Below are 1619 nucleotides of genomic sequence, written 5' to 3' on the forward strand. Positions count from 1 at the left end.
CCGGCCTCGACGTAGTAGGCGATCGCGGGGCCGGTGGGCTCCAGGGACGCCCGGGTCAGGGCGCCGGTGAGCCGGTCGTACAGGCCGCGGACGACCGGGCCGATCGACTGGGGCTCCATGCCGCGGGCGGTGCCGGTCAGTTCGGCGACCCGCGCGGCGGGAAGGGCCTTGATGGTGACGTCGATGGTGGTCATCGTTCCCTCGCTCTCGATGGTTCGCAGACGTGCCCGTAGCTGGTTCAGGCGGGTGGTGGCGGTAGCCGGTGGCCGGGTCCACCTGGGCGGGGCGTAGCAGGCCGATCGCGTCGCAGTGGCGCAGCATGCGCACTGACACCCTGCCGTGGCGGGCGACGTCTCCGATGCTCAACATGGTTCCACTGGTCTATGACCTCACACGGTGTCAGGGTCAAGCGTCCGTCCCCGTACCGCGGTCACGCCGCGTCGGTCTCGCCCCGCTTCCACCAGCAAGATAATCAACGGTGTTGACGACGTCCCGACCAGCCCGAAAACGATCCAGCCCGAAAACGATCAAGAACAAATAAGAACAACATGGAACAACCCCCTGCCCTCCAAAGGCTTGGTCTGGGCTGGTCGGGGGCGATCACCGCACCTCTCGGTGGCCGGCGCGACACGATGGGTACCGCGAGGCGGGGACGCAGGGATGCGGCCGCACGGTGCGGAGAGGTGTCGACGGTGTGCGTGGTCGGGGTGTCGGGTTGCCGATTCGTTGGCTCGGAACCTGCTGGTGGGAGCTTTGGATGGGGGGCGAGCCGGGAAGAGGATCGATCAGCCGCGGATGCCGTGGAACGGGGCACGGCGGTACGGTGCGGTCGTCGTGGGCGATATCGGCTATTGCGGGTCCGTGAACAGGGTCGTCGCACCATCGGATGTCGGGACAGGGACGTCGGTGGACGGGCGGTGGAGAGGTGGGCGGATGGGCGACGGGCGGCTGGAGATTGATCGGGTGTCCAAGCGCTACGGCGAGGTCGTGGCGTTGGACGCGATGTCGTTCGAGGTGCGGGCCGGTGAGCTGTTCGGGTTCGTGGGCAGCAACGGGGCGGGCAAGACGACGACGATGCGGATCATTCTCGGGGTGCTCGCCGCGGACGCCGGTGAGGTGCGCTACGACGGGACGCGGCTGGATCTGGCCGTCCGGCGACGGATCGGGTACATGCCGGAGGAACGCGGGCTGTATCCGCGGATGAAGGTCGCCGAGCAGCTGGGGTACCTGGCGCAGCTGCACGGGCTTGGTCCGGCGGCGGCGCGTCGGACGGTCGAACGGTGGACGGAGCGGCTGGGGGTCGCGCAGCGCCGTGACGACGAGGTGCAGAAGCTGAGCCTGGGTAACCAGCAGCGGGTGCAGCTCGCGGCGGCGTTGGTGCACGACCCGGTGGTGCTGGTCCTCGACGAGCCGTTCTCCGGGTTGGACCCGGTCGCGGTGGACGTGATGAGTGAGGTGCTCACCGAGCGGCGCGCGGCGGGGGTGCCGGTGGTGTTCTCCAGTCATCAGCTGGAGTTGGTGGAGCGGCTGTGTGACCGGGTGGGGATCGTGCGGTCCGGGCGGATGGTCGCCTGCGACACGGTGGACGCGCTGCGTTCGGCTGGTCCGGTCAGTCTCGT

2 protein-coding genes and 1 pseudogene are annotated in these 1619 nt (G+C 69.1%); 1 reads left to right on the top strand and 2 read right to left on the bottom strand.

Going from position 1 to position 1619, the window contains the following annotated elements; all coding sequences use genetic code 11:
• Window positions 1–194, bottom strand: a 194-nt coding sequence (locus G6R24_RS24675) for a GyrI-like domain-containing protein (protein ID WP_476727368.1), incomplete at its 3' end; no start/stop codon positions are given.
• 109 nt (window positions 195–303) lie between these two features.
• Window positions 304–369 (bottom strand): annotated as a pseudogene (locus G6R24_RS24680) (hypothetical protein); the annotation flags it as partial.
• A gap of 564 nt (window positions 370–933) precedes the next feature.
• On the opposite strand from G6R24_RS24680, the gene G6R24_RS20725 reads away from it, so the two are divergent.
• Window positions 934–1619, top strand: a 686-nt coding sequence (locus tag G6R24_RS20725; RefSeq protein WP_163550804.1) for an ABC transporter ATP-binding protein, incomplete at its 3' end; no start/stop codon positions are given.

Origin of the sequence: Candidatus Frankia nodulisporulans, assembly GCF_902806475.1 — a bacterium.
Classification (GTDB): domain Bacteria; phylum Actinomycetota; class Actinomycetes; order Frankiales; family Frankiaceae; genus Frankia; species Frankia umida.